Origin of the sequence: Nocardia sp. CDC153 (assembly GCF_035818515.1) — a bacterium.
Lineage (GTDB): Bacteria > Actinomycetota > Actinomycetes > Mycobacteriales > Mycobacteriaceae > Nocardia.
In genome coordinates, this window is the sequence record NZ_JAYKYU010000002.1 from 1,250,035 (window position 1) to 1,276,163 (window position 26,129).

The 26,129-nt window shown below is 68.4% G+C and carries 24 protein-coding genes; 9 read left to right on the forward strand and 15 right to left on the reverse strand.

Features of this window, described 5'->3' with window-relative positions:
* Positions 1 to 3: 3 nt before the first annotated feature.
* From VMT65_RS14310 to VMT65_RS14320, 3 genes are all read right to left on the reverse strand, one after another.
* Positions 4 to 2,619 carry a DNA translocase FtsK gene (locus tag VMT65_RS14310; RefSeq protein ID WP_326308677.1) on the reverse strand — a complete coding sequence of 872 codons (2,616 nt, stop codon included), beginning with the start codon at positions 2,617 to 2,619 and terminating at the stop codon, positions 4 to 6.
* 187 nt (positions 2,620 to 2,806) lie between these two features.
* A complete protein-coding gene (locus VMT65_RS14315) occupies positions 2,807 to 5,668 on the reverse strand; it encodes an AfsR/SARP family transcriptional regulator (RefSeq protein ID WP_326308678.1) in 2,862 nt (953 codons plus the stop codon).
* 126 nt (positions 5,669 to 5,794) lie between these two features.
* Positions 5,795 to 6,412: a TIGR03085 family metal-binding protein gene (locus VMT65_RS14320; RefSeq protein ID WP_326308679.1), complete on the reverse strand. Its 618-nt coding sequence runs from the start codon at positions 6,410 to 6,412 to the stop codon at positions 5,795 to 5,797.
* Between the two features lie 188 nt (positions 6,413 to 6,600).
* On the opposite strand from VMT65_RS14320, the gene VMT65_RS14325 reads away from it, so the two are divergent.
* Together VMT65_RS14325 and VMT65_RS14330 are read left to right on the forward strand one after the other, a co-directional pair.
* A complete protein-coding gene (locus tag VMT65_RS14325; RefSeq protein ID WP_326308680.1) occupies positions 6,601 to 6,990 on the forward strand; it encodes a DUF4189 domain-containing protein in 390 nt (129 codons plus the stop codon).
* A gap of 13 nt (positions 6,991 to 7,003) precedes the next feature.
* Positions 7,004 to 7,567, forward strand: coding sequence for a hypothetical protein (locus VMT65_RS14330; protein ID WP_326308681.1), 564 nt, complete (start codon positions 7,004 to 7,006; stop codon positions 7,565 to 7,567).
* Positions 7,568 to 7,631: 64 nt separating this feature from the next.
* On the opposite strand, the gene VMT65_RS14335 is transcribed toward VMT65_RS14330, so the two are convergent.
* Both VMT65_RS14335 and dapA read right to left on the reverse strand, forming a co-directional pair.
* Positions 7,632 to 9,686, reverse strand: coding sequence for a ribonuclease J (locus tag VMT65_RS14335; RefSeq protein ID WP_326308682.1), 2,055 nt, complete (start codon positions 9,684 to 9,686; stop codon positions 7,632 to 7,634).
* Complete coding sequence (dapA, locus tag VMT65_RS14340) at positions 9,683 to 10,591, reverse strand: 4-hydroxy-tetrahydrodipicolinate synthase (protein WP_326308683.1); 909 nt, start codon at positions 10,589 to 10,591, stop codon at positions 9,683 to 9,685. Before dapA ends, VMT65_RS14335 begins: the two co-directional genes overlap by 4 nt.
* 147 nt (positions 10,592 to 10,738) lie before the next feature.
* Here dapA and VMT65_RS14345 point away from each other — a divergent pair, with 147 nt between their 5' ends.
* Positions 10,739 to 11,188 (forward strand): hypothetical protein, encoded by a 450-nt coding sequence (locus tag VMT65_RS14345; protein ID WP_326308684.1) that lies wholly within the window; start codon positions 10,739 to 10,741, stop codon positions 11,186 to 11,188.
* A gap of 12 nt (positions 11,189 to 11,200) precedes the next feature.
* On the opposite strand, the gene VMT65_RS14350 is transcribed toward VMT65_RS14345, so the two are convergent.
* From VMT65_RS14350 to VMT65_RS14365, 4 genes are all read right to left on the reverse strand, one after another.
* Positions 11,201 to 12,250 (reverse strand): hypothetical protein, encoded by a 1,050-nt coding sequence (locus tag VMT65_RS14350; RefSeq protein ID WP_326308685.1) that lies wholly within the window; start codon positions 12,248 to 12,250, stop codon positions 11,201 to 11,203.
* Complete coding sequence (locus tag VMT65_RS14355; protein ID WP_326308686.1) at positions 12,237 to 13,523, reverse strand: sensor histidine kinase; 1,287 nt, start codon at positions 13,521 to 13,523, stop codon at positions 12,237 to 12,239. The genes VMT65_RS14350 and VMT65_RS14355 overlap by 14 nt, the downstream gene beginning before the upstream one ends.
* A complete protein-coding gene (locus VMT65_RS14360) occupies positions 13,520 to 14,188 on the reverse strand; it encodes a response regulator transcription factor (RefSeq protein ID WP_326308687.1) in 669 nt (222 codons plus the stop codon). The genes VMT65_RS14355 and VMT65_RS14360 overlap by 4 nt, the downstream gene beginning before the upstream one ends.
* A 115-nt stretch (positions 14,189 to 14,303) precedes the next feature.
* The gene (locus tag VMT65_RS14365) at positions 14,304 to 14,756 is read right to left on the reverse strand and encodes a flavodoxin family protein (RefSeq protein WP_326308688.1); all 453 of its coding nucleotides are present in this window, start codon (positions 14,754 to 14,756) and stop codon (positions 14,304 to 14,306) included.
* A 188-nt stretch (positions 14,757 to 14,944) separates the two neighbouring features.
* Here VMT65_RS14365 and VMT65_RS14370 point away from each other — a divergent pair, with 188 nt between their 5' ends.
* Both VMT65_RS14370 and VMT65_RS14375 read left to right on the forward strand, forming a co-directional pair.
* Positions 14,945 to 16,168, forward strand: coding sequence for an alpha/beta hydrolase (locus VMT65_RS14370; protein WP_326308689.1), 1,224 nt, complete (start codon positions 14,945 to 14,947; stop codon positions 16,166 to 16,168).
* Between the two features lie 575 nt (positions 16,169 to 16,743).
* Positions 16,744 to 17,031, forward strand: coding sequence for a MerR family transcriptional regulator (locus tag VMT65_RS14375; RefSeq protein WP_326309177.1), 288 nt, complete (start codon positions 16,744 to 16,746; stop codon positions 17,029 to 17,031).
* 303 nt (positions 17,032 to 17,334) lie between these two features.
* Here VMT65_RS14375 and VMT65_RS14380 read toward each other — a convergent pair whose 3' ends face one another.
* Positions 17,335 to 17,538, reverse strand: coding sequence for a hypothetical protein (locus VMT65_RS14380; RefSeq protein WP_326308690.1), 204 nt, complete (start codon positions 17,536 to 17,538; stop codon positions 17,335 to 17,337).
* A 74-nt stretch (positions 17,539 to 17,612) separates the two neighbouring features.
* Here VMT65_RS14380 and VMT65_RS14385 point away from each other — a divergent pair, with 74 nt between their 5' ends.
* Complete coding sequence (locus tag VMT65_RS14385) at positions 17,613 to 19,202, forward strand: alpha-amylase family glycosyl hydrolase (protein WP_326308691.1); 1,590 nt, start codon at positions 17,613 to 17,615, stop codon at positions 19,200 to 19,202.
* A 13-nt stretch (positions 19,203 to 19,215) separates the two neighbouring features.
* On the opposite strand, the gene VMT65_RS14390 is transcribed toward VMT65_RS14385, so the two are convergent.
* Entirely contained in the window at positions 19,216 to 20,052 is an 837-nt protein-coding gene (locus VMT65_RS14390; RefSeq protein WP_326308692.1) for an enoyl-CoA hydratase/isomerase family protein, read from the reverse strand.
* 435 nt (positions 20,053 to 20,487) lie between these two features.
* Between VMT65_RS14390 and VMT65_RS14395 the strand changes: the two genes are divergently transcribed.
* Positions 20,488 to 21,843, forward strand: a complete 1,356-nt coding sequence (locus VMT65_RS14395; protein ID WP_326308693.1) for an MFS transporter — start codon at positions 20,488 to 20,490, stop codon at positions 21,841 to 21,843.
* Here the strand turns inward: VMT65_RS14395 and VMT65_RS14400 are convergent.
* The 4 genes from VMT65_RS14400 to VMT65_RS14415 are packed head-to-tail and all read right to left on the reverse strand — an operon-like array spanning position 21,800 to position 24,732.
* On the reverse strand, positions 21,800 to 22,294 hold the full coding sequence (locus VMT65_RS14400; RefSeq protein ID WP_326308694.1) for a J-domain-containing protein: 495 nt from the start codon (positions 22,292 to 22,294) through the stop codon (positions 21,800 to 21,802). The two genes, VMT65_RS14395 and VMT65_RS14400, sit on opposite strands and share 44 nt — an antisense overlap.
* On the reverse strand, positions 22,291 to 22,665 hold the full coding sequence (locus tag VMT65_RS14405) for a hypothetical protein (RefSeq protein ID WP_326308695.1): 375 nt from the start codon (positions 22,663 to 22,665) through the stop codon (positions 22,291 to 22,293). The genes VMT65_RS14400 and VMT65_RS14405 overlap by 4 nt, the downstream gene beginning before the upstream one ends.
* Positions 22,662 to 23,231 carry a DUF6817 domain-containing protein gene (locus VMT65_RS14410; RefSeq protein WP_326308696.1) on the reverse strand — a complete coding sequence of 190 codons (570 nt, stop codon included), beginning with the start codon at positions 23,229 to 23,231 and terminating at the stop codon, positions 22,662 to 22,664. Before VMT65_RS14410 ends, VMT65_RS14405 begins: the two co-directional genes overlap by 4 nt.
* A 52-nt stretch (positions 23,232 to 23,283) precedes the next feature.
* Positions 23,284 to 24,732: an MDR family MFS transporter gene (locus VMT65_RS14415; RefSeq protein WP_326308697.1), complete on the reverse strand. Its 1,449-nt coding sequence runs from the start codon at positions 24,730 to 24,732 to the stop codon at positions 23,284 to 23,286.
* An 85-nt stretch (positions 24,733 to 24,817) separates the two neighbouring features.
* Between VMT65_RS14415 and VMT65_RS14420 the strand changes: the two genes are divergently transcribed.
* Together VMT65_RS14420 and VMT65_RS14425 are read left to right on the forward strand one after the other, a co-directional pair.
* The gene (locus tag VMT65_RS14420) at positions 24,818 to 25,267 is read left to right on the forward strand and encodes a MarR family winged helix-turn-helix transcriptional regulator (protein ID WP_326308698.1); all 450 of its coding nucleotides are present in this window, start codon (positions 24,818 to 24,820) and stop codon (positions 25,265 to 25,267) included.
* A 76-nt stretch (positions 25,268 to 25,343) separates the two neighbouring features.
* Entirely contained in the window at positions 25,344 to 26,078 is a 735-nt protein-coding gene (locus tag VMT65_RS14425; RefSeq protein WP_442790222.1) for a GntR family transcriptional regulator, read from the forward strand.
* Positions 26,079 to 26,129 lie beyond the last annotated feature (51 nt).

Sequence of the window (26,129 nt, forward strand, 5' to 3'; positions counted from 1 at the left end):
CCCTCAGAAGTCCTGCGGCTCGGCGTCATCCGAGGCGGGCGGTTCGCCACCGCCGCCTCGGATGGTCCAGAGGACGCCGTCGAGTTCGTCGGGCTTGATGAGGACGTCGCGGGCCTTGGAGCCCTCGGAGGGGCCGACCACTCCCCGGGTTTCCATCAGATCCATGAGGCGGCCCGCCTTGGCGAAGCCGACGCGGAGCTTGCGCTGCAGCATGGAGGTCGAACCGAATTGGGAGGTGACGACCAGTTCGATGGCCTGCACCAGCAGGTCCAGGTCGTCGCCGATATCGGGATCGACGTCCTTCTTCTCCCCGGCCTTGGCGGCGGTCACGCCCTCCTGGTAGTCGGGTTCGGCCTGCGTCTTGGCGAAGTCGACGACGCCCGCGATCTCCTCGTCGGAGATGAATGCGCCCTGCAGACGAGTCGGTTTGCTCGCCCCCATGGGCAGGAACAGACCGTCGCCCATGCCGATGAGCTTCTCCGCGCCCGGCTGATCGAGGATGACCCGGGAGTCGGTGAGCGAGGAGGTCGCGAAGGCCAGGCGGGACGGGACATTCGTCTTGATCAGACCCGTCACCACGTCCACCGACGGGCGCTGGGTGGCCAGCACCAGGTGAATGCCCGCGGCCCGGGCCTTCTGGGTGATGCGGACGATGGCGTCCTCGACATCGCGCGGGGCCGTCATCATGAGGTCGGCGAGCTCGTCGACGATCGCGAGAATGTACGGGTAAGGGCGATACACCCTTTCGCTGCCCAGCGGCGCGGTGATCTGCCCGGACTTCACCTTTCGGTTGAAGTCGTCGATGTGGCGGACCTTGTTGGCCTGCATGTCCTGATAGCGCTGCTCCATCTCCTCCACCAGCCAGGCCAGCGCGGCGGCGGCCTTCTTGGGCTGGGTGATGATGGGCGTGATCAGGTGCGGAATGCCCTCGTAGGGCGTCAGTTCCACCATCTTGGGGTCGATGAGGATCATGCGAACCTCTTCGGGGGTGGCCCGGCACAGCAGCGAGACCAGCATCGAGTTGACGAAGCTGGACTTACCCGAACCGGTGGAACCGGCCACCAGCAGGTGCGGCATCTTGGCCAGGTTCGCGGCCAGGTACTCGCCCTCGATGTTCTTGCCCAGACCGATCACCAGCGGGTGATGGTCGTTGCGGGTGCTCGGGGCCTTCAAAACGTCGGCCAGGCGCACCAATTCGCGGTCCGCGTTCGGCACCTCGATGCCGACCGCCGACTTGCCCGGAATCGGAGCCAGCAGGCGCACGTTCTCGGTGGCCACCGCGTAGGCGATATTGCGGGCCAGCGCGGTGATCTTCTCGACCTTCACGCCCGGACCCAGCTCGACCTCGTAGCGGGTGACCGTCGGGCCGCGCACGAAACCGGTGACCGCGGCGTCGATCTTGAACTGGACCAGGACCTCGGTAATGGCCTCGATCATGGATTCATTGGCCGCACTGCGCTTCTTGGGCGGATCGCCGTCGGTGAGCAGCGACAGCGACGGCAGCGTGTAATCGCCGTCGACCTCGCGGTCGGTGACGAACTCCAGCTGCTGCGGTTCCGGGGGCGGCGGAGTCTGGTCGACGACCTTCGGAGCGGGCTTGCGCGGCTTGGTCTTCTCCGCCGCGCCCGCCTTCGGCTTCTCCTCGGGCGCGGCGATGTCCTTGGCGTCCTGCAGCGGCGGCTCGCCGATGATCTCGGTGACGGCGTCCGAACCCCCGAACTCATCGGGCGGGTAATTCTCCGACGGCGTCTTGCCGCGGCGCTTGCGCACCTCGGGCCGGTGCAGCGGGAAGCCATCCGCGTCATAGTTGGCCGGGTCGTAGAGGCCGTGTTCCTCGGAGTAGCTCTCGTATTCGTCGCCGCCCGCGTCGGTGCCGAAGATCTCCCGCATGCGGGTGGGGATGTCCCGCACCTGGGTGCCGGTGAGCAGCAGGACACCGAAACCGATGGCCAGCATGAGCAATGGCACCGCCAGGAACGCGCTCAGCCCGTCCTGCAGCGGACCGCCGACCACATAGCCGACGAATCCCGCACCGTGCGCACGGCCGTGGTAGTCGGTCGGCGAACCCGCCGCCATGTGCCACAGGCCCAGAATCGGCAGACCCACCAGCAGTCCGCCCAGCACCAGCCGGGGGCGGATCTCCGGATTCGGTTCGGTCCGCATGAGAATCACCGCGACGGTCACCGCCACGAACGGCAGTCCCGCCGACGCGGATCCGGCCACCCAGCGCACCACGGCGTCGACCCAGTGCCCGACCGGCCCGCCCGCCGAGAGCCATACCGCCGCCGCGATGACGAAGGCGAAAGCGACCAGCCCCAGCGCGATTCCATCGCGCCGGTGCCCGTGCTCGATATCCCCCGCCCGACTCACCGCCCGCGTCGTGGCCCCGAGCCCGCGCGCGGTCATGGTCCAGGCGCTGGTGACGCCGCGGCGAACCACGGCCAGCGGCGCGGTATTCGACTGCCGCCGCACCGGCCGCCGCGCGGGCGCCTTCCGCGCCGGGGCTTTCCGGGCCCGCGTGGCCGTGCGCGGCCCGCGAGCGCGGGACTGCGCGGGGGCCTGACCCCGCGTGGTCCCGGCTCTCGTACGTGACGTTCCGCTGCGGGCCTTCCCTGCCATGCGTCCCAGGCTAGCCGCTCCCGCCCCACCCAGACCATCCGCAACACCCGACCCACCCATATCAGACATGTGGCGCTCACTACCCGAAACCGCCGCGTCACCGGCCGGAGTGGGGCCATTCAGGGCGCAGTCGGCGACCAACCACACCCGGCGCACCCCTCCGTGGCTGGCCGGAATGACGGAGTGGTCAGCGGCCCGCTCGGACTTGGGATTCGGGGGTCCAGGCCGTCAAGGCGGTGTCGAAGTCGGGGATCTGTGTGGTGGCGGTGCGATAACACTCGGCGGCGTCGAGGGTGCGGCCGAGGCGGCGGAGGGCGGTGTAGCGCACCAGGAGGTTGTGGGAATGAGACGCGGAACCGGAGGAGATTCGGGTGGATTCGGCGAGTTCGGCGTGCTCGACGGCCTGCGCGAAGTGCCCGGCGTCGAGGTGGGCGCGGGCGGCGCGGGCGTGGATGGCCGATTCGAAGCGGGTATTGCCGAAGCGGCGGGCCGTGACCAGAGCCGCCTCGAACAGGCGGGTGCTGCGGTCGGCGTCGCCTTCCCGGCTGAGGATCCAGGCGGCCTCGGTGAGACCCCAGACGATATTGCGGCGCACCCCGGACTGGTCGTCGCCCACGACCGCTCGGGCCGCGGCGGCCAGTGAGTCACGATTGCGACCGGCGGCCGAATAGGCGCGGGCGAGCAGGGAATACGCGACCCGCACGCATTCGGAACTGTCGGCGCGCCGGTAATAGGTGAGCGCCGTCGCGAAATGCGCTGTGGCCCGAGCCGGATCGCCATCGTGCAGGGCGAGCATGCCCGCGAAACCCTGAATGGCACCCGAGGTCCACGGGTCGATGTCCGGATCGTCGTCGGCGAGCAGCCCGCGCACGTGCACCGCCGCCTCGAGTGGTTGCTCCAATTCCGCGGCGAGCGCGAAGACCAGGGCCAACCGCGCGCGCCGCGCGACGACGATATCGCCGTCGGATTCGATGGCCCGCACCAATTCCTCGAGCACCTTGACCAGGTCGACGGTGGCGTCACAGGCCAAACCGGTCTCGGCGACCGTCAGCGCCAGATCCGCCGCCAACACCCGGTGCCGCGGCGATCCCGCGATCGCCAGCCGATACACGGCGGCCAGATTGCGCCGTTCGATCGCGAGGAAATCGCGGGTCGAATCCAGGTCCGACAGGCGTGTACCGGGATGCCCGGTCGCGGCGAGCCGCAGGCGCAACCCCGGATGACGCACGCGCAGTACCGTTTTCATGGTGGCCAGGTAGTAATCGAGCAGCCGTGCCGTCACGTCGGGTTCGTGCTCGCGGTCCGGGCAGCCGAGCGCGAACAGACGCATGAGGTCGTGATAGTGGTAGCGCCCGCGGCCGACGGATTCGAGCATGCCGCGATCCACCAGTTCCTCGCACAGGTCCTCGGCCACCGACTCGACGGTGTCGAGCACGGCGGCGGTGGCCGCCAGCGACAGGTCGGGCAGGTCGGCGACGGCGAGCAGGCGGAAGGCACGGGCGGCGTCCAACGGGAGTTGCTCGTAGCCCGCCCGGAAGGCAGCGGTCAAGGCCAGGTCGCCGACCCGAAACCGGTCCAGGTCATGGCGTTCGGCGGCGAGCCGGTCCGCCTCGGACACCACCGTCCAGCGCGGACGAGCGGCCACCCGGGCCGCGACAATGCGCACCGCCATGGGCAGCAGACCGCACAGTTCGACAATGCGGCGGGCCGCCTCCGGTTCCGCCGACACCCGCGCCGAACCCACGATCCGAGTGAAAAGGGTGACGGCCTCTTCCGGTTCGAGCACCTCGAGCGCCGCGGATCGCACGCCGGGCAGCGCGGTGAGCGGGCGGCGGGCCGTGATCAGCACGGCACAGCTGGACTCACCCGGCAGCAGCGGCGCGACTTGCGCGGCGTCACTGGCATTGTCGAGCACCATCAGCATCCGGCGACCACTGATCGCCGACCGGAACAGCGCCGCCCGCTCGGCGAGCCCGACCGGAATCTCCTTCTGCGCCACGCCAAGAGCGCGCAGGAACGCGCCCAATACGTGCCCGGGTTCCGCGGGCGTCGCACCCGCGCCGAAGAGGTCGACGTACAGCTGGCCGTCGGGGTAGATATCCCGAATCCGGTGCGCGACATGCAGTGCCAGCGCCGTCTTGCCGACACCGCCCATCCCGGAGATCGCCACGATCGTCCGACTCGCGCCGAGCACCCCGCACAACTCCCGCACCAGCTCCTCACGCCCGGTGAAATCGGCCGTGTCGGGCGGCAATTGGGCCGGGCGCGGGGCGACCACGGTGATCGGGGTGGTCGGGGCCTCCGCGGCGGGCATCTCGTCGGAGAGGATCTGGCGGTGCAGTTCGGCCAGGGCCGGGCCGGGTTCGATGCCCTGTTCGGAGACCAGCAGCTTGCGGATGCGCTGGTATTCGTCGAGGGCCTCGGTGCGGCGGCCCGCGCGGTAGAGGGCGGTCATCATGAGTCCGCGCAGGCGCTCGCTGTGCGGGTCGCCGGTGATCAGGGCCTCGAGATCGGCCATGGCATGGGAGAAATCGCCGCGCTGCACGGTGATCTCGATGAGGTCTTCCTCGAGCACCCGGTGCAGTCGCCGCAGGCGGGCGCGCTCGGCGGCGGCCCACGGGCCCGGCACACCGGTCAGCGGATCACCGCGCCACGCGCCCAGGGCGGTGCGCAGCGCGCGATCGGCGGTATCGAGGCAGCCGCCCGCGCGGGCGGCGTTCACCTCGGCGCGCAGTCGGTCGACGGCGTCGATATCCAATTCCATGGGGCCGTCGAGCCGGTATCCGCGCGATTCCGAGGACAGCAGCACGCTCTCCTGCGCCGACAGGTGTTTACGCAGCGACCACGCGTAATTGCGCAGCGCGCCCACCGCCGAGGACGGCCGGTCGGCACCCCAGATGCCGTCCACGAGTTCCTCGACCGACACCGTGCGCCCGCGCGCACACGCCAACATGACCAGCGCCGCCTGCTGTTTGGGTGGCATGGGTGGAATCGGCACGCCGTCGGACATCAACTCGACCGGTCCGAGAACCGCCAGTTGCCAAGACATTGCCTACCACCTCATCACACACGGGCCGCTGCCGAATACGGAAGCTACCGGCCACCGCGTGATCGTTTCATGACCGATGTGCGAGGTGCCAGTCCAGCCGACACACCGGTCCCAGCGGGTGGGACGTCACACACTGCGGTCGAGGGCGTGGACCAGCGCCACGTCCTCCGGCGCACCCGTCGCCTCGAGCCGAACGGCATTGCGGCCGAAGGCATGCAGCAGCAGCTCCGAGGGCGGACCGGCCAGCACGACCGTGCGATCACCGGCCTGGCGGGCGACGGTGCGGCGACCGTCGGGTGTGGTGAGCGCGACAGTAACCGGCGATTTGCGATAAGCCATGCGCGCCAAGCCCTGCAGCACCTTCCAGAGGCTGTCCTCGTCCTCGGCGGACAGGGTGCGCGGCTCCCAGCCGGGCGCACCGCGGCGCACGTCCTCGTGGTGGACGAACATCTCGGTGGTGTTCATCAGGGAGTCGACCGGGCGCAGGTAGAAGGGCGGGCCGCCGCGCACCTGGTCGAGCAGCTCGGCGAAGGGGCGGCGGGCGACCTTGGCCTGCACGCGCTCGAGGTACGGCGCGAAGGGCTTCAGCATGATGCCCGGGGCCGCGTCGGGACGGCGTTCGCGGACGATCAAGTGCGCGGCCAGATCTCGGGTGGTCCACTCCCCGCACAGGGTCGGGGCGTCCGGGCCCGCCTCGGCCATCGCCCGCACCAGCGCCTGGCGTTCCCGCTGAGCCAAAGTCATAAGGGCGACCTTAGTCGGCTATGTCCGGATGCGTATAGGGCGTTAAGCGAAACACCTGGTCCTTCGTAAGCGGGCTCGTTGATCTTTGACCACAGATCCGGGGGATTGGCGTCAACGTTTCCGCATCGGTAGCTTGATCGCTTGGTCCATAAGGGTCGTGGACTCGAAAGCACAAGAAGGGCAACACCTTGAAGAAGATCGTCAGCGGCGCAGCCGTGATGGTCGCGGCCGCCGGTTCCCTGCTGGTGGGTACCGCGGCTCCGGCCAATGCCTACCAGGACTACTACTACGGCGCGATCGCGCTGTCGGTGTCCACGGGCCATATCGGCTACTCCTACGACTACGACGACAGCCCCTCGGCGCAGAACGCCGCCATGAGCTCGTGCACCTACAACGACTGCAAGATCGTGGCCAAGTTCGCCAACGGCTGCGGCGCCATCGCCTACTCGAGCCGCAGCGGCTACTACACCTTCGGTGCGGCCTCCTCGCGGATCGCGGCCAAGAATCAGGCGCTGAGCCGGAACTCCGGCGACGCCACCATCATTCACTGGAACTGCACCACCGGCTACGAGCTGTAACGGGGAGAATTCGTTGAAGCACAACATCTTTCGCGCCACCGCCGCGCTGATGCTGGCCACCTCGGCGCTGGGCCTGGTGGCCTGCAGCAAGTCCGATGACTCGAGCAAGGCCGCCACCACCACGTCGGCCGCCGCCAAGCCCGCGGGTAAGTTCGACGGCAGCACCGACGGCGACGGCAAGCTCACCGGCGCGGCCCCGGCCCCCACCACCGTGGCCGATATCGCCAAGCCGTCGGTGGCCGACCTGAACGACAAGGTCGCCAAGGCCTTCGACCCGTCCATCGACTCCAAGACCAAGACCGATTGGATCGAGGACGCGGCCCTGGACCCGCAGCTGGCCCAGAAGCTGGTGGACGCGGCCAAGGCCAACAACGTCAAGATCAAGATCACCAATGTGGGCGACCCGTCCGACGGCAAGCTCAAGGCCGACGCCGACGTCACCATCGACGGCAAGCCGGTGCAGAACGCCACGGTCTCCTTCGTCGCCGACGGCAACGACTGGAAGATCGACCACAACTACGCCTGCTCGATCGTCAAGGCCGCCAAGCTGGATTCGGCCGCCTGCCAGGACAAGTAGGGCCACTGGGCAGAACGAAAACCGCCCGAACAGCGAAAGCTGTTCGGGCGGTTTCCTTTTGGTCTCAGACGCCGATGACCGTCGGGACGATCATCGGGCGGCGGCGGTAGGTCTCGGCGACCCAGCGACCGACCACCCGGCGCACCGACTGCGCGATGCGGTGGGTGTCGGTGACGCCCTCCACCGCCAGGCGGTGCAGTTCGGACTCGACGAGTTCCTGTGCGCCGGTGAGGGCTTCGGGATCGTCGGAGAAACCGCGGCCGGTGACCTCGGGGGTCGAGACGGCCTTGCCGGTGGCGGAGTCGATGGCGACATTGATGGAGATGAAGCCGCCCTCGCCCAGGACCAGACGATCCGAGAGGGTGGATTCGCCGACGTCGCCGACGGACAGGCCGTCGACATAGACCTGACCCACCGGCACCCGGCCGGTGATCGAGGCGATGCCGTCGACCAGATCGACCACAACGCCGTTCTCCGCCAGGATGACTCGATCCTCGGGCACCCCGGTCGCCACCGCCAGCGCGCCGTTCGCGCGCAGGTGCCGCCATTCGCCGTGCACCGGCATGGCATTGGTGGGCCGCACCGCGTTGTAGAGGTACAGCAGCTCACCGGCCGAAGCATGGCCCGAGACATGGACCTTCGCGTTCTGCTGGGTGACGACCGTCGCGCCCAGGCGGGCCAGGCCGTTCACGACCGCGAAGACCGCGTTCTCATTGCCCGGGATCAGCGAGGAGGCCAGCACGACCAGATCGTCGGCACGAATATTGATCTGGCGGTGATCGCCGCGCGCCATGCGCGACAGCGCCGAGAGCGGCTCGCCCTGCGAACCCGTCGAGATCAAGACCAGCTTGTGCACCGGCAGATTCGCGGCCTGATCCAGATCGACCACGATATTGTCCGGGATATCCAGGTAGCCGAGATCCTGGGCGATCTGCATATTGCGGACCATGGACCGGCCCACGAAGCACACCCGGCGGTCGTAGCGCTGCGCCACATCCACCACCTGCTGAATGCGGTGCACGTGAGAGGCGAAGGACGCCACGATGACTCGGCCTTTGGCCTTGCCGATGACGTTGTCGAGCACCGGGCCGATCTCGCGCTCGGGCGTCACGAAGCCCGGCACCTCGGCATTGGTGGAGTCGACCAGGAACAGGTCCACGCCCTCGTCACCCAGGCGGGAGAACCCGGCCAGGTCGGTGAGGCGGCCGTCGAGCGGCAGCTGATCCAGCTTGATGTCGCCGGTGTGCAGCGCGATGCCCGCGGGCGTGCGAATGGCCACCGCGATGGCGTCCGGAATCGAGTGGTTGACCGCGAAGTACTCGCAGCCGAACGGGCCGTGCGTGGTGTGCTCGCCCTCGGTCACCTCGATGAGGTGGGGTTGCAGGCGGTGTTCGCGGCACTTGGCCGCCACCAGCGCGAGGGTGAACTTGGCGCCGACGACCGGGATGTCGCGGCGCAGGCGCAGCAGGAACGGCACCGCGCCGATGTGGTCCTCGTGTCCGTGGGTCAGGATGACCGCGGCGATATCGTCCATGCGGTCCTCGATGGGACCGAAGTCGGGCAGGATCAGATCCACGCCGGGCTGCTGATCCTCCGGGAACAGCACACCGCAGTCGACGATGAGCAGACTGCCGTCGTACTCGAAAACCGTCATATTGCGGCCGATTTCGCCGATGCCGCCGAGCGCGAACACGCGCAGGCCGCCCTTGGGGGCCTTGGGCGGGGTGCCCATGGCGTGCGGGTCGCGCGGGGCGGGTGCCGGTTCGCGATCGCGGCCACCCTGGCGGGAACGACCGCCGCCGCGGCGGTTGCGGTCACCGCGGGAACGCGAATCGTCCTGGCGGGAGCGGGAATCGTCCTGGCGCGACTCCGCCGGTTTGCTCGCCGCGACCTTGGCGCGCTCGGTCGAGGCGGCGCGGCCGCGGCCATTGCGCTCGCGAACCGGTTCGGCCGCAACGGGTTCGGCGGCACTCACCTCGGTCCGCGCGGCAGCCGGAGCAGCGGATTCCGGCTGGGCCGCGGGCTGGGTCGGCTGGGCGGGCGGCTCGGGAGCCGGGGCGGGCGCACCGGCGGCACGGCTGGCACCGCGGCGCGGGCGACGAGCGACGGGGCCGCTCATGCAAGCACCCCGGCGGCGCGCAGGTCCACCGCTAGCGCATCGAGTTGGTCTTGGGAAGGCATGAGTTGTGGCAAACGGGGTTCTCCGGTCTCGACGCCCAGCAGTCGCAGAGCGCCCTTGGTCATGGCGACACCGCCGAGGCGGGCCATGGCCCGATTCAGCGGGGCCATGCTGACATTGATCTCGCGCGCCCGCTGTACGTCACCGGCGCGGTAGGCGTCGACGAGGGCACGCAGGCGGTCCGGCACCAGATGGCCGATGACGCTGATGAATCCGGTCGCACCGACCGACAGCCACGGCAGGTTGAGCACATCGTCACCGGAGTAGAAGTCCAGACCCGTCTCGGCGATGAGTTCCGCGCCCGCGCCCAGATCACCCTTGGCGTCCTTCACCGCGACGATGCGCGGGTGCTCGGCGAGACGGCGAATGGTGTCGGTGGCAATGGGCACCACCGAGCGCGGCGGAATGTCGTACAGCGTGATCGGCAGGTCGGTCGCGTCGGCGATCGCGGTGAAGTGCGCGAACAGCCCGTCCTGGTTGGGCTTCGAGTAGTACGGCGTCACCACCAGCAGCCCGTGCGCGCCCGCGCGCTGGGCATTGCGCGACAGCTCGATGCTGTGCGCGGTGTCGTAGGTGCCGGTGCCGGCGATGATGGTGGCGCGGTCACCGACGGCGTCCACGACGGCACGCAGCAGATCGAACTTCTCGGACTCGGTGGTGGTCGGCGATTCTCCGGTGGTGCCGGAGATCGCGAGCAAATCGACGCCACCGTCGATCAGACGGGCGGCGAGGGCGACACCGGCATCGACGTCGAGCTTGCCTTCGGCGGTAAAGGGGGTCACCATCGCGACACCTACTGTGCCGGACGCGCGCAGCTCGATTCGCGTCGATTCACCGTTCGTCATAGTCAGAAAGGCTACAGCCTCCCCCGAACGGGATTCGCATCGTTATACCCGAACCGCGCCCGGTGCGATGGCGATTCGTGTCAAGCGCCCGATTCTGGCGTCAAAACTCTCCTTGTATGACGTCACCGGTGACATCACACTGGTGTCATGGATCTCAATAAATACACCGCTCAGCTGCGCGAGAACCTGATCGCCGCGGCCGCCCTGGGCGATGAGAAGACACAGGCCACCGCCGCCGCCCTGGCCGCCGCGACCGAGAACTCCGCGCGGCTGGTCCTGCTGGCCGCGCTGTCCGAGCTGGCCGCCGAGGTGAGCGTGACGCTGCCCGATCGGACCGTGCACGTGTCCGTCGACGGGACGGACGCGCACATCGATGTGCGCAAGACCGCGAGCGAGGACGAGCCGCCCAGCTTCGAGGAGGTCACCGGGGATATCAGCCGGGTGACCCTGCGATTGGTCGAGCAGATCAAGGCGCGCGCCGAGGAGGCCGCCGCACAGAGCGGACAGTCGTTGAACGGTTGGCTCTCCTCGACCGTCCAGTCCGCGCTGCGGGACCAGATGAAGAAGGGCGGCCCGGGCCGCTGCGACAACCCGTAGTTACGGCTGCGACTAATCGTCGATGACGGTCACGTGGCCGTCGATGTCGACCTCGGTGCGGCGGTCCTGATCCGGGGCCGTGGCCAGCACCGTGGCCAGCACGTGACGACCCAGGGGTAGCACGCGGACCGTGATGCGGCCGGAGTTGATGGCGTCGAGTTCCCTTGTGGCCGCGTCGATCACGCGTTTGCGAACCCATTCGGGGACGCCCGCGAAACCGCCGTCGTCGAGGAGGATGACCTCCACCCCGCGCGCTCGGGCACCACGCGCCGCGCCGCTCAATTCGTCGGTGACGAGTTGCGGTGCGCGCAGGCCGTCACGCAATTCCGCTTCCAGCAGGCGGCATTCCTCGCGTTCGGCGGCGCTGAGTTCGGCGCCCTCGGCAATGCGTTCCAGGATCGGGCGGGCCACGCGGTCGAGTTTGGACAGCTGGCGGGTGCGTTCGCTGTCGGCGGCGGCCATGGTGGCCTCGGCGGCCGCGCGCATCATGGCGTCCTCGCGCAGGATGCGCAGGGAGCGCTGCATGGGTCGCATGACGGCGGTGAAAACCGAGATGGCGGTGACCGTTCCGACCGGGACCAGGGAGCCGACCAGGGTGCCGGGTTGCAGGTGGCCGCCGAGGAGTCCGAGCGCCACCAGGACCGCGGCGACGGCGGAGACGCCGACCCAGGCGGTGCGAATCCGGCCGCGCAGCACCAGGACCGCGAGCACATAGGACGAGGCGAACGCCGACCACACGGTCTCGTGCACCAGGTCGTGCTCGGGCGTCATGACGGTCAATGCGGTGGCCACCGGCGGTGCGGCGGCCGCGTACAGCGCCACCGGAATCGGCAGCGGGTCAACGGGAATCGCGGTGACCAGCGCGCCCGCGCTGAGCATGAGCACCATGCTGGCGAACGCCGCCCACAGCGGCGACTGGCCGAAGTTGCGCATCATGTAGAGCGCGATCACGGCTTCCAGGATCAGCAGGAACAGCCAGGCCGCGCTGCCGCGCAGACCGAGCAGGTCGCGCAGGCCGAAGCGCGGGTCGAGATCGAGCAGGCGGTCGTCAGCGGGAACCATCGCCACCCCACACGAGCGTCACCGTGGTGCCTTCCCCCGGTTGGGATTCCACGAAGGCCGAACCGCCCGCCAGCTGGCGCATGCGGCCCAGAATGCTCATGGACAGGCCCAGGCGATCGGCGGAGACGGCCGACAGGTCGAAACCCGCGCCGTCATCGGTGAAGACGATGCGAATGCTGCCCGCGCTGACCGTGGCGGTGACCGTGCGGCGCACCTCGCGACCGGGAACCGCGGCGTGGCGCAGGCTGTTTCGCACGGCCTCGGACAGGGCGGCGGCAATGGTGCTCGCCGAATGCACCGGCATGCGCAGATCGTCGTAGCCGGGCCAGGTGCGGGTGGCGAAGCGGACGCTCGGATTGATCTCGTGCACGGCCGCTCTCAGGAACAGCACGGCCGAGCGGGCGTCGAGCAGATCGGGATCGCGTTCCTCGCCGCGGTATTCCTCGAGCTGTTCGAGGGTGCGCTCGGCCTGCCGCTGCAGCACATCGGATTGCGTTCCGGCGCGGGAGGCTTCGAGCAGGGTGGAGAGCACGGCGTCGTGAATGAGCGCGGCGAACCGGGAGCGCTCGCGGTCGCGGGCCACGGCGGCGGCCTGGGCGGCGGCGCGGCGGCTGGCGATGGCCGATTCGCGGTCGACGCGGGCGGCGGCACCGGTGGCGGCGGTGCCGCACCACACGAACAGGGCCGCCAAACCCGCTGAGCGCAGGAAGTTCTCGGCCACGTGCTGGGTGGTGAGCGCGGGCACCGTGTACACCGTGGCGGCGGCGGCCGAGGTCGCCGCGACCAGCAGGTAGGCGACGGTCAGCCGGGTCGGCCAGGCCAGCACGGCCGCGGTCACCGCCAGCGCGGTCACCCGATAGGGCCAGACCGTCGTGGAATCGACCGTGTGCAGGTGCAGCCCGAACGGGATCGAGGCCAGCGCGCCGAGGAAACTCACCGCAGCGCAACCGCACACGAAGCGAATCGCGCGCGGCCCCGAGACCGCTGACACCACCGAGATGATCGGATACCAGCCGAAGGCCAGCACCACCGCCAGCACCGTCCACCACGCCGGGTTGGATCGACCCTGCTCGGCCACCTCCGGCAGTTCGACGCCGCCCACGATCACGCCCGCGATGCCGATGGAGATGCCCAGTCGCCGCATGATGCGGTCGTAGGCGGCGGTGGCCGGATCGTCGTTCATCATGCTGCCGCGCACCCGCTGCGTGAATGCCGCGAGGGAAGGCATCGGCCGGGCGGCGGCCGTGGATTCGAGGGTGCCCGACGCGGTCATGCCCGCGGATTCCGTTCGGGGACGGGCAGCCACCCGTCCTCGACGGCCCGCTTGTAGAGGTCGGTCTTGGTGGGGGCCGGGCGTCCGGCATCGGCGTACTTCTGGCGGATGCGGCCGAGATAATCGTTGACCGTCTGCTCGGACAGGCCCGTCATGCGCGCCACGCGCGAGGCCTTCTCCCCCGAGGCGTACAGCTGCAACACCTGCTGTTGACGCGGGCTCAGACCCACATCCGACAGCTGCGGGTCGCCGTCGATGGCGGCCGCCCAGTCGGTGGTCACCACCTGTTCGCCGTGCGCGGCGCGGCGCACCGCGGCCACCACGGTCGGCACGTCCTCGGACTTGCGGACCACACCGAGCACACCCGCCCGGGCCGCGGCCCGCACCATGAACGGATTGTCGGCGCCGGTGAACACCAGCACCTCGATCCCCCGCGCCCGCAAGGCCCGCACATTGTCTTCCGGCGAAGAACCGTCCGCCAGGCGCAGATCCAACACCACCAGATCCACCTTCGACCCCGAGGCCAGCAATTCGGCCACGGTCCCCGCGGTGATCACCAACTCCAGATCGGCCTCCGGGGCCAACATCGCCGACAGTCCGATCGCCACCGACTCATGGTCTTCGACCAGCCCGATCCGGCGTATCCCCGACTCTTGCGCCTCCACGGCGGCCGTCACCTCTTCCCACACTCCACTTCGACGTCCAGCGCGAACGTCCCATCGAGTATGACGGCACAGCCACCTGATGTGTCAGCCACCAGAATTCGGGGGAAGCCTCCCCTCATCCCATGAGCCGCGCGGCGACCGTGGCACCCAGCTCCCAGCAGCGCTCGATATCGGCCTTCTCCGGCTTGCCCGAAATGATCACCGGCGCAGCCGCTTTCTCCCACCCCAGCCCGGTCACCACGCTCTCGACACTGCGCTCCGCGCCCTCGGTGCCCTGATTGCCGTGGATATAGAGGCCGTACGGGCGGCCCTTCGTCGAATCCAGGCACGGGTAGTAGATGGTGTCGAAGGCGTGCTTGAGCGCCCCACTCATATAACCGAGATTGGCCGGGGTGCCGAGGACATAGCCGTCGGCTTCGAGGACATCGGTCGGCGTCACCGCCAGGGCTGCCCGCCGCACCACGTCCACACCCTCGATCTCCGGATCGGTGGCTCCGGCCAACACCGCCTCGAACATCTCCTGCAGGAAGGGCGACGGCGTGTGATGAATGATCAACAGCTTCGGCACCGCCCGAGCCTAACGCGCACGCCCCCGACAACCCCGCGTCCCAACGCGCCGCAAGTCCGCAAGGAGCGGAGCCCGGCGGGGCTCCGGGCCGGTCCGGAACGAAACGTCCACTCCCGCTTCATTGTTCGCGTCGGCACGGATATTTTCTGTTGGACCGAACGGTTGGATCGGTGATAAGACAGGACTCCATGAGTTCGACACCTCCTCTCTCTACCCCGCTACCTCACGAAGAACTGGACCGGCGGCTGGCCGCGCTTCCCATCGGCTATCACGACCTGCATCCCGATGCGAGTGTCAACTACCAGATGAACCGCTTCTACAGCTGGGTCGGTGACCCCACCATGCTGTCGGAGATGCGCGAGGCGGTCACGGACGTGGACGACTACCCGACCTTCGCCCGCATCTTCTTGGATCTGGGCGAGAAGGCCCTGTCGGCGGGCGAAAACCTGAAGGGGGCCGCCTACATCCGCATCGCGGAGTTCTTTCTCCCCACCGGCGATGATCGAAAACTTCCGACTCGTAACCGGTTCGTCCGGACCGTACTCGACCACTACGAGGTGCCCGCCGAGAGCCACAGCCGCATCCCGTTCCAGCAAGGCTGGCTGTCGGCCTACCGGTTCACTCCGGCCGAGCCGCTCGGCGCCATCGTGGTATTCGGCGGATTCGACTCCTATATCGAGGAGTGGCTGGCGGCCGGCTTGGCCCTGCGCGCCGCGGGTTACGACGTCGTGCTGTTCGAAGGGCCCGGCCAGGGCGCGACGCTCGAGGAGGCCCACCTGCCGTTCCGGGCCGACTGGCAGACACCGGTCGGGGCCGTGCTGGACTTCTACGATCTCGACGACGTCACCTTGATGGGCTTCTCGATGGGCGGCGGGCTCGTCCTGCGCGCCGCCGCGCACGAACCCCGCGTCCGCCGCACCATCAGCTACGGCGTGATGACCTCGTTCCTGGATGTCAATCTGCACATCTTCCCGGAATCGGTGCGCGCGCAGCTGCTCTCGTGGCTCGACAACGGCGACGCCGCTGAACTCGACGATTTCCTGGGCAAGGCCGCCGCGCAGAGCCTGCTGTTGGAATGGGCGATCGAGCAGGGCAAGCACACCACCGCCACCGACACCGCCTTCGAGATGTTCCAGGCCTACCGCGACTATGAGACGGCATCGGTCTCGGCGCGGGTGACCCAGGACGTACTGCTGTTGCACGGCAACGAGGACCACTACATCCCGAACCAGCACTTCGTCGACCAGGTCGCGCTGCTCACCGCCCCCAATTCGCTCACCACCCGCGTCTTCACCCGCCACGAGCAGGCCCAGAACCACTGCCAGGTAGGCAATTTCGGGCTCGCTCTGCGCACTATCGTCGACTGGCTCGACGGCCTGCGCCGACGGGACGACGCACTGGCGGCATCCTGAGCCAAGTCGGATTCCGCCGCATGCCGCGCTGACCGCCCGCGGCCGCACCGATTCCAGGAGGGATGGCTACGGGAAGACCGCAGGCCGCTGCTCCAAAAAATCTGTAGTGACTACTCTAGACATTCCGCGTGCGGGTGTGTAATTTCACTGTCGTTCAAGTGAGAGATCGAGAGACTGGGCAGGTGAACTGCCTGGTGTGCGGTACCCCCGCCCCCGCCGGGGCAGGCGAGAATCCGGCTGGCCCTCTGGCTGCCCGACCGCCGTCGGCAGGGGCGGGGCACAGCAAGACCTCACAGGTAGACGCGTAGACACGGAGGTGGTGGCCCACTGAGCAGTCGATATTCGGTTCCGCGACCCGAGCGGTTACGGGCGCGGTGTACGCCATCGGCCTTCGGAGGCCGGTGAACAGTCAGACCCTTTCGTATACGTAAGTCTCAGGCCCCGGCGCACCCGCGCCGGGGCCTCCCGTCGTTGGAAAATCCCTGAGAGGTGTTGTGCAGCAATCGGATATGACTCCCCCACCCGCCACGGGCGGCGTGGACCGACTCGATGACGAGGATTTCCCCGCCTACAGCATGGGCCGGGCCGCCGAGCTGCTCGGTGTCACCCAGGCGTTCCTGCGCAGCCTCGACGCCGCGCGCCTGCTGACCCCGCAGCGCTCCGACGGCGGCCACCGCCGCTACTCCCGCTACCAACTGCGGATCGCCGCCCGCGTGCGCGAGCTGATCGACGCCGGCAACTCCCTCGAAGGCGCCTGCCGCATCGTGATCCTGGAAGACCAACTCGCCGAGGCCCAGGCCCTCAACGCGACACTGCAGGACGCGCTCGACGCGCACGAAGCCCACGACTCGCAGCGCCCGTAATCACCGCACGAACTTCGCCGCCGACTACCGCCACCGGCCCGAGGCGCGATTGTCGCGCCGAACAGTGACCATCGGTGTCATGATCGGCGGCACCGAGCAGCGCGGGTGCGGGGAGGACGCCTTCGCGAATCGAGACCGGGTCGGTGAGGTTGGCGTCGTTGCCGATGACCAGCGACAGCTCGGCCAGTCTGGGCAGGCGGGCGAGTCGCTCGGTCAGCATCGTGTGCAGCGGTAGCGGTCCCCACCCGAGATGCATTGGCGCGAAAGCGAATCCATCGCTGCGCCGTACCGGCGAGGGCACCGCTACACCCGGCGTTTCGGCGGGTCGCCCGGTCGACGGTGATGACGCCCCGTGGTCAACTCGGCGAGCAGAAAGCCCATCACGCTGCGTCCGCAGCCGAGCCGTTCGGTGAGGGCGGCGCGGCTGGCGGTGCCACCGAGCAGATGCGGGTGGGTGATCAGCGCGGCAAGCGAATCTCGGCCACTGTCTTGCCGTTTCGGTGCCATGCGCCTAACCTACTTTGTGCAGTAGCTGTACAAATCGGGGAGGTCCGGTGGCCGGCCACAGTGAGGGAAACGCCGTGCCCCCTGCATCGGCCTGGTGGCAGCAGGCCATCGGATACGAGGTCTATCTACCGTCCTTCGCCGACGGCAATGGCGACGGCTGGGGCGACCTGCCCGGCTTGATCGACCATCTGGACCATCTGAGCTGGCTGGGAGTGGATCTGCTCTGGGTCAGTCCGTTCTTCGTCTCCCCGATGGCCGACCACGGATACGACATCGCCGACTACCTGAACGTCGACCCGAGCTTCGGCACTCTGGCCGACGTCGACCGACTGATCGCCACCGCGCGCTCACACGGCATCCGGGTCATCGCCGACCTCGTCGTCAACCACACCTCCAGCCGCCATCCGTGGTTCACCGCGTCGCGCGCCGATCGGAACAATCCCTATCGCGACTATTACCTGTGGCGTCCGGGTCGAGGAGACGCCCCGCCGAACAACTGGGTCGCCACCTTCGGCGGACCGGCCTGGACTCACGACCCGGCCACGGACGAGTGGTATCTACACCTGTTCACGCCCGACCAACCCGACCTCAACTGGTCCAATCCCAAAGTGGCCGACGAGATCGACGCCATCATGCGGTTCTGGCTGGACCGCGGTCTCGCGGGCTTCCGCGTGGACACCGCACATTATCTCGCCAAACATCCTGAGCTCCTGGACAATCCGCTGCTACCCGAGGACGAGGTGCCCGAAATGGGTGGCGCGGTGGCCGACTGGTATCGCTACGACCACCGGCACGACATCGGCCAGCCACAGCTGCGGGACATCCACCGCCGGTGGCGGACGCTGGCCGACGACTACGACGCCTTCCTGGTCGGCGAGACACATGTCCTGGATCCGCATCGGCTCGCCGAACACTTGAACGACCAGAGTGGTCTGCATTCGATCTTCTATTTCGGACTGGTGCAACAGGATCCGGCTCGGGCGGCCGAGCTGATTCGCACCGCGACGACCGCCAGCACCCGGCTGTCGTGGCCGCAGGGCAGCCACGACTGGTCCCGACCCGTCACCCGCTACGGGGGCGGCCCGACGGCGCAGCGGCGAGCGCTGGCGCTGACCGCGCTGACTCTCGGCCTGCCGGGCACGCCGTTTCTGTATCAGGGCGAAGAACTCGGACTCCCGGACGGTGTCGTCCCGCTCGCGGCCGCACGCGACCCGATGGTTCGCATCGGCGGCGCCGTGCACGCGTCCCGCGACCCGGTGCGCACCCCGATGCCGTGGCGGCCCGGTCCCGGCCTCGGGTTCACCACCGCGGCGGCGGGCTGGCTACCGGACGGCGAGCGGCTGCCCACCGATACCGTCGCGGTACAGCGCACCGACCCGAACTCACCCCTGCACGCCTACCGTCGGATGCTGCACCTGGCCCGGGACCTGCGCCGGACCGTGCGCGGCGAACCCGAATGGCTCGAAACCGGTGCCGAGGTCGTGGCCTACCGGCGTGACGATTTGCTGGTCGCCGCGAACCTCGGCACGACCGAAACAGCGCTTCCCACCGCCGATATGACGCCGCGGGTGTCCACCGTCCGGCCGTCGGTGTCCGGCCACACCGACACCCTGCTACCGGGCGAAGCGGTGATCTGCACCCCCAAGATCGCCATGCCGCGGTGAGGCGTGCGGCTGCTCACCCGGCGGTGCCGATGCCGAACATCTCGTGCGCCACGCCGAAGCCGAGATCTTGGACCAGGCGGCGTTTCCACGGCCGGACAGCGATGGCGTGGGTCAGCCGCCGAGTCGTGCGCGGTTGCTTCATGATCGTCTCGGCCAGTTCCCATGCCCGGGGAAGCAGTTCCGCCGCGGGAAGAACCTCGTTGACCAGGCCGAGTTGGAATGCCTGCCGGGCACCGATGGTCTGACCCGTGTAGAGGTGATAGGACGCGCGCTTGGTGCCGAGGACCTCCTGCAGGGTCAACTGCTGGCCGTCGCCGGGCGCGGTTCCCGCCAGGAAGTGCGGGTCGGTGATGGTCGCGGTCTCCGCCGCCAGGGTGATGTCGCACAGCAGCGCGAATTCGGTGTGCGCGATGCTGGGGCCGTTGATCGCCGAGATCGTCGGGATATCGATGCCGAATACGAAGTTCTCCACCAGCTTGGTCACGTCGTGATAGCCGTGCTCGTAACCGAACTGCGGCGGGAACGGTCCGGAGGTCATCCGTCGCGCCGACTCGGCGGGGTCCGCCGGGGCCGTGCCCGCGGCGCCGAGCCACCGGTCTCCGGTTCCGGTGAGGATCAGCACCTCGTTCTCCGGGTCGTTGCCGATCTCGAGCCACGCCTGCGCCCAGGCATTGTGGACCGCGAAATCGAACTGCGCGGGACCGCCATCGGTATGCATCCGCAGCTCGAGAATGCCGTCCCGGCGCCGCATGACGAAATATTTCGAGTACTTCTCCGCATAGTCGTCGAAGTCGGGCCGGGAGACGAAACCACCTGTGCGCGTATGCCACTCGTCCAGTTCTCGGGGCATGATAGGGACCTTTCCACAGAATCCGGGTTGGACAACCCGCAAACCGAGGCTACGAGTCCCCCACCCGGTCCGCCAGGTCCCCAAGCGGGTGGCAGTAACGAAACAGCCACCGCCACAACCGATATTCGCCTGAGCGCGGCTTGTCGCCGCCCGCCGCGAACGGATGCGCCCGAAACGAAATGATGGTCGAACCGCTTCATAGACCGTAACGAAAATGATGACGAAACCGCATTCACGAAGACCGCTGCCGCTGACCGTCGGTAGCGCGCGCCCATGCGAACAGCGCGCGGGCGTTCCCCGAGCCTGCCTCCGGCGAGAAATTCGTTTGTGATCACGATCACGAGGTGGGTTTAGGTACTGGTCGGGGCGGGCGTTGGTGCGGGGCCCGGAAGCGCTGCCGTTTGCGGATGGTGAGCGTGGGTATCGATTTCTGTCATGCAGGATTCGACGGAAACAAACCGGTCTGACTTCCCGCTGCGGCGGTCGGTCGCCGCGAGTGCCCTGGGCAATGCCACCGAGTGGTTCGACTACGGGGTGTACGCGGCCACGGCCGGGTACCTGACCTCGGCGTTCTTTCCGGGGCAGTGGGGGACGTTGGGCACGATGCTGGGTTTCGCGGTGTCGTTCGTGCTGCGGCCGCTGGGCGGGATGGTGTGGGGGCCGCTGGGTGACCGCATCGGGCGGAAGGCCGTGTTGGCGACCACGATTCTGCTCATGTCGGCGGCGACCGGGGCCATCGGCATTCTGCCGACCCACGCCAGTGCGGGGATGCTCGCGCCGATCCTGTTGATCCTGTTGCGGGTTGTGCAGGGGTTCTCCACCGGCGGCGAATACGGTGGTGCGGCAACCTATCTCGCGGAATGCGCGGCGGATCGCAAGCGCGGGTTCCTGGGCAGCTTCCTCGAATTCGGTACGCTCGCGGGCTTTGTCGGCGGTTCGGCGGTGGTACTGGCGTGTCAGGTGGCGCTGGGTTCGGACGCCATGCACGCCTGGGGCTGGCGCGTCCCATTCCTGTTGGCGGTGCCGCTGGGGCTGACCGGCTGGTATCTGCGCGCCAAACTCGATGAGTCGCCGGTGTTCACCGAGCTGTCGGAGCAGGATGATCGGGACACTCCGCCGGGCGGGTTGCGCGAGGTGCTCACCACCTATCGCCGTGAGCTGCTCACCCTCATCGGGCTGGTCGTGGCGCTCAATGTGGTGAACTACACGCTGCTCACCTATCAGCCCACCTACCTGCGCCACACCCTGGATCTGGGCGAATCCACCACCACCGCAATGATGTTGATCGGCCAGCTGGTGATGATGGTGTCGCTGCCGTTCTTCGGCCGTCTCTCCGACCGCGTCGGCCGCCGCCCGCTCTGGCTGGTCTCCCTGACCGGCCTCACCGTCCTGGCGGTCCCCATGTACTGGCTCATGGGCCGCGGCATCGTCTGGGCCGTCCTCGGATTCATCGTCCTGGGTCTGCTCTACGTCCCCCAGCTCTCGACGATCAGCTCGACCTTCCCGGCCATCTTCCCCACCCACGTCCGCTACGCGGGATTCGCCTTGGGCTACAACGTCTCCACCGCCATCTTCGGCGGCACCGCACCCCTGGTGAACGAGGCGGTCATCGAACGCACCGACTGGTCCCTGTTCCCCGCCGTCTACATGGTCGCCGCCTCCCTCATCGGCCTGGTCGCCTGCGCCTACCTCCGCGAGACGGCCGGAACCTCGCTGCACGGCACCGAGATTCCCGAGTCCCAGGTGTTCACGCCCCGAAAAGTCGACGCCACCAAGGCCGTTCAGGCGTAGTCCGAGCGACCGGAGTCGTTACCGCCGTGCCCGGGCTGCGCGCCGCGCGAGCGGCCGCACGCTCGGCACGCCAGGTTTCGACAACGTCCTCGACCTTCAGCGGCCCGATCGGCACATGAGGTTCGGTCGGCATGCGCAGCCATTGCACGATCCGGTCGTTGAGTTCCGACACCGCGGCGCGAACTTCCGCTTCGGAGACCATCTCCCGCACGGTCTCCGGCATGCGTTCCCGTTCTCGACGCAGCACGATCGATTCCGGCAGCAACGCGTCCGCGGAAGCCCCCTCCCGCTTCAAATACCCACGGATCCACCAATTCTCATCGGCCGCACCGGCCGGAATCGGCTTCCCCGCCCCCGGAAGATTGTCGAATTCGCCCCGCTCGGTCGCCTCCCGAACCTGTTTGTCGATCCAGGATTCGAAGGAGAGGCCGGGCGTTTTGCGCTCGGTCATGACTCCGAGTTTACCCGAGCATTACTTAGCGGGAAGGTGACGAGCAGAGCCGCCAGGGAGAGTGCGGTGAAGGCGATTTGGTGGATGTGGTCCTTGCCGGGCGGGAGGTTGGAGAAGAGGTGGGTGAGCCAGAAGATCGGGTAGAACCAGTGGGCCCACCAGGACCAGGTCTGGCGTTGTCGGAAGGCGAAGACGGTGATCAGGAGGCCGAACAGGCCGGTCCCGAGGGTGGCCAGGGAGTCGGCTCGCCAGAGAAGGCGGTCGCCGGCGGGTGGGGCGATCAGGGTGATGAGGCCGAAGGCGAGGATTGCGATGCCGTTGGCGGCCAGGGCTATCCAGGCCGCGCGGAAGAGTGGGGCGGGGGTGGTCATGGTTGGCGCAGTGGGGAGAGTTGGGCGTGGCAGGCGGACCACGCGGCGGGGGTCAGGTGGGGGCGGACTCGGGCGAAGAGGTCGTAGAGAGCCGCGCCGTGTTTGGTTGCCAGGTCGTCATTGTGGGCCATGACGTCGAGTTCGTTGGCGACCGTTAGTTCCAGGAAAGCTTGGAAATCGGATGGGGCGGGCTCGAATTCGTGGCCGGTGAAGCGGTCGCGGAAGAGGACCGGGGCGGCGTCGATTCGGGGGTAGACGGCCGAGCGGTCGCAGGAGGCGTACAGGTAGATGAGGGATTCGGTGTGGGGGCCGAGTAGGTCGACGACCGTTGGGCGGTCGGATAATTCGACCAGCCAGCGGTCGAAGCCGTCGGTGCCGTAGACGGCGTGGGCCAGACCCGCGAGTTGGAGGTCGGGGCCGTGGCCCCAGGCGGCGAGGGTGTCGGCCACTCGCCCGAGGTGGGCGAGGAGGGTGCCGCCGGGGTGCGGGATGGTGTCCGCGCCGCGATCCCGCAGGAAGCGCTCGACGCGGGTCCTGCGGGATGCGAGGGAGTCGGAAGCGTTCACCGTTCCAGTGTCACTCGGGAATCCCCGGTTGGAGCGGTTCCGTTGGCCACCTTCAGGGCTGGCGCTGATGGTTGCGCAGCACCGTGGAGAGCGCGGACGCCACGAGCGACATGGCGGCCAGACCCGCGAAGGCGAGGTGGTAGCCGGAGACCGGGGCCCACCCGGATGCCGTCGCGCGGGAGAGGATCACGGCCACCAGGGCCACGCCGACCGCACCGCCGACGCGCTGCAGGATATTGACGAAGGCGGTGGCGTCGGGCAGCTGCGCGCGCTCGACCGAGGCGTACGCGGCCGACACCAACGGCATGGCACCCACGCCGGTCGCCATTCCCGCCGCGAAGAGCAGGAATTGGATGAGGATGCCGTTCGCGTCGGCGGGCAGGAAGGCCAGCGGCAGCACCGCCGCGGCGATGAGCAGATTCCCGAGGACGGCGACCCGCCCGCCACCGAAGCGATCGGTCAGCCGCCCACCCAACGGCAGCATGACGATCCCGCCGAGCCCGTAGGCGAGCAGATCCACACCGGTGCGGATCAGCCCCGTGCCGTGCAGCACCTGAAAGTACAAGGGCAGCAACACCATCACCCCGAACATGGCCCCGCCGGCGAAGAAGCTCGCGGTGTTGGCGGCCCGGAAAGCCGGATTGGCGAAGAGCCGGATGTCGAGCAGCGGGCGCTCGGTTCGCAAGGCGCGGAACAGGAATCCGGCCAGTCCGGCGATTCCGAGCACGACCGGCAGCCACACCGACAGCGCGGCCACCGACCCGGTCACGCCGATCTCGGAGAGCCCGTACACGATCGCGGACACCCCGCCCCCGGCGAGCGCCACCCCGAGCACATCCAGCCGCGGCATCGGCACCCCCGCGGTCCGCGGCAGATACCGCAGCCCGAGCCCCAATCCGATCAGCCCGAACGGAATATTGATCAGGAACAGCCATTCCCAGCTCCAGTGCGCCAGCATGAGCCCGCCGATGGTCGGTCCAATGGCAGGCGCGCCCACCACCGCGATGCCGACCACGCCCATGACCCGCCCCATGCGCTGCGGCCCGGCCGCCTGCCCCAGGATGGTCTGCCCGGCCGGAATCATGAGCCCGGCCGCGAGCCCCTGTAGCACGCGCATGCCGATCAGCCATCCGGCCGTCGGCGCGAAGGCGCATGCCGTCGAGGTGAGGGTGAAGGCGACCAGCGCCCCCATCCACAGCCGGGTCACGCCGATCCGGCGGGCCAGCCACCCGCACACGGTCAGCGACACCCCGAGGGCCAGCAGATACGCGCTGGCCACCCATTGAATCGTGGCCAGCGAGGCCCCCAGGTCGGTCCCGATCGTGCGCAGCCCGATGTTCACCAGCGAGGTGTCGAGCATGCCCATGATCGCGCCGAACACGACCACCCCGGCGGTGCGCCAGACATGCGCGGGGATCTTGTCGGATTCGGCGGGTGGGGGCGAACCGGTGGCGACTCCCCCGGCATCGGATGTCCGTGTGTCCGAACGCATCCGCGTCATCGGACTCTCCTTCGATAGTTGATGAGCAACTCAATTGCAGAGAGTAACAATGATTGAGCTACTCAACAATAGATATAATCAGCAGGTGACCGACGAACCCTGTGCCGCACCGGGCGACATCCACCCCGCGGGCTTGCTGCGCCACCCCACCTACGCCCTGGGCAAGCTGCACAAGGCCATGCACGCCAAGCTCGAAACCCCCCTGCGCGAGCACTGGGTGCTCACCTATCTCGCCGAGCGCAGCGAGATCTCCCAGCAGGACATGGCCAAGGCCATGGACATCGACCGCAGTGAGGTCGTCCGGATCATCGACGGCATGGAGAAGGCGGGACTGGTCACCCGCAATCGCGATCCCGAGGACCGTCGGAAATACCGATTGACTATCACCGCCGCGGGCAATCGACTGCGCGCGGAGACCGACGCGAAGATCTTCGAAGCCACCGATGTCCTGCTCGCCCGCCTCACCCCGGCGGAACGCGAAACGCTGCACCGGCTTTCGCTCAAGGCCCTCGGCTACGACACCGACGAGAGCTGACCCACACCGCGCCGACCGAGCGGCCCCGACGGGTACGGTGTACGCACCACGGGGGCGACCAGCTACGATCGACCCCGTGCCTTCTCGCCCGCGCCTACCCCGCCTGCCCCAGCTCAACCCTCCGCTGGATGCCCGCCGCGGCTACTCCCAGCAGGAGATCCTCGGCGAACTGCGCCGCCTGATCCTGGAGGGGAACCTGCCGCCGGGCACCGGCCTACCCCTGGGCGAGATCGCGCGCATGTTCACGGTGAGCGCGATCCCGGTGCGCGAGTCGCTGCAGACCCTGATCGGCGAGGGCTTGGTCGAGCATCGCCCCAACTTCGGCTACCAGGTCACCATGCTGACCTCCGACGAGCTGCGCGAGCTCTACGTGGTGCGCGAGCGTCTGGAGTCGGTGGCCATGGCCGCGGCCGTGCACAATGCCACCGAGGCCGATCACGAGCAGGCCCGCGAGATCCACGCCCGCCTCGAGCAGGCGGTGCTGAGCGAGGACGCGGTGGCCTATCACCGCGAGACCCGCAACTTCCACCTCGCCCTGGTGCGCCCCTCGGGCATGCCGCGCGTGGTGCACATGCTCGAATACGCTTGGAACATCACCGAACCCGTGCAGCCCATGGTGCACGTGTCGACCATGGACCGCGTGGTGCTGCACGCCGACCACAGCAAGCAGCTGCAGGCCTTCCTCGCCAGGGATGCCGAAGGTTTGCTGGCGGCCAGCGAGGGACATCACGCACGCCTCAGCGGTGTTCTGGAACACCTGCCCACCGACACCGGTTTGTTCGCCGAACCCGCAGGTGAAGAAGATATATAACCCGTGAGCCAGGGGCTTTCGAACATATACGGTTCCAGCAACCCCGGAACC